Raw genomic sequence first — 1,053 nt, 5'->3', positions numbered from 1 at the left:
TTCGAGAAAGGCAAACTCGTCGAACCCGACGCCACCTCAGGCACCCAGGAGGCCGCCTGAAAACCGCTCATCCACAGGTCTTGACAATATCTCCGCGATGGGCACGCCGACGGTAGGGGAGAACGTTGTACGGCTGCGTGGCTAGGCCAGATTGTCAGGACCGCCACCTAAGCTCTTGTGCATGGCACGTAAGCGGTTGTCGCAACGAACGGGCAGGTCAGAACCGGATGGCCCATACGAAGGCGTACCTCCCCATCTGACGCACCTGCTGGAGCACTGGTTCGACTCGGTTTTGAGTTCCGGACCGGGTGGCTACTTTAGTAACGCGGAGACCATTCGTGAGCTTGCATCTCTCATGCGAACCTCCGTGCCTGCAGGTTGGGATGCGCATGACGTCGCCGCAGGGCTCCTCAGGTTGGGCCGCGAGAATGGAGAGTACTTTCTCGACCTCATAGATGGCTTCTCCAGATGCGGGGGAGTGAGACAAACGGTAGGGCGCTCGCTCGCCTGCTAGAGACTTCGGGATCAGTTTGGACGGTCGCGGACGATAATCGGTCACTAATCCGCGTCGTTTCCGACCAAGCGCAATCGACCTACGAGATTGCAACGTCGCCTGACGACGATGCCTCCGAGGAACTTAGGGAGGCGTGGACTAATGCTTTTGGGCGCGACGGCGACCCCTCCGATGCATGGGATCACGCAATTAAGGCCGTTGAGGATGTGCTGATTCCTTCCGTTGTGCCGAACCAGGCCAAGCCAAATCTAGGGCATGTCGTGGGTCAACTCCGTAACCAAGGCAATCAATGGAAACTGGTGCTGCCGGGCAAAGCGCAGGATCACGACGTAAGTCCGCTCGTTGGCATGCTTGACGTGATCTGGCCGAATCACGATCGCCATGGCGGCGTGTCTTCCAAGCGCCAGCCGTCAGAGGAAGAAGCGCGCGCTGTTGTCACACTTGCCGTGAACCGTCCTGGATCGGATGGAGACCTGGTTTAGGCCACCTCCGCTTTGGAGGCGACGGTGTCACGGTAGCGCGTCTCGTATTCGATGGGT

General features: G+C 59.1%; 1 protein-coding gene. It reads left to right on the top strand.

The annotated features are described in order from the left end of the window. Window positions 1-720 precede the first annotated feature (720 nt). Window positions 721-996 (top strand): hypothetical protein, encoded by a 276-nt coding sequence (locus tag ACWDSI_RS20490; protein WP_449757693.1) that lies wholly within the window; start codon window positions 721-723, stop codon window positions 994-996. The last annotated feature ends 57 nt before the right edge of the window (window positions 997-1,053 follow it).

The organism is Gordonia sp. NPDC003429 (assembly GCF_053588575.1).
The sequence above is the reverse complement of the archived record's forward strand: the minus strand, read 5'-3'. Positions and strand labels throughout refer to the sequence as shown.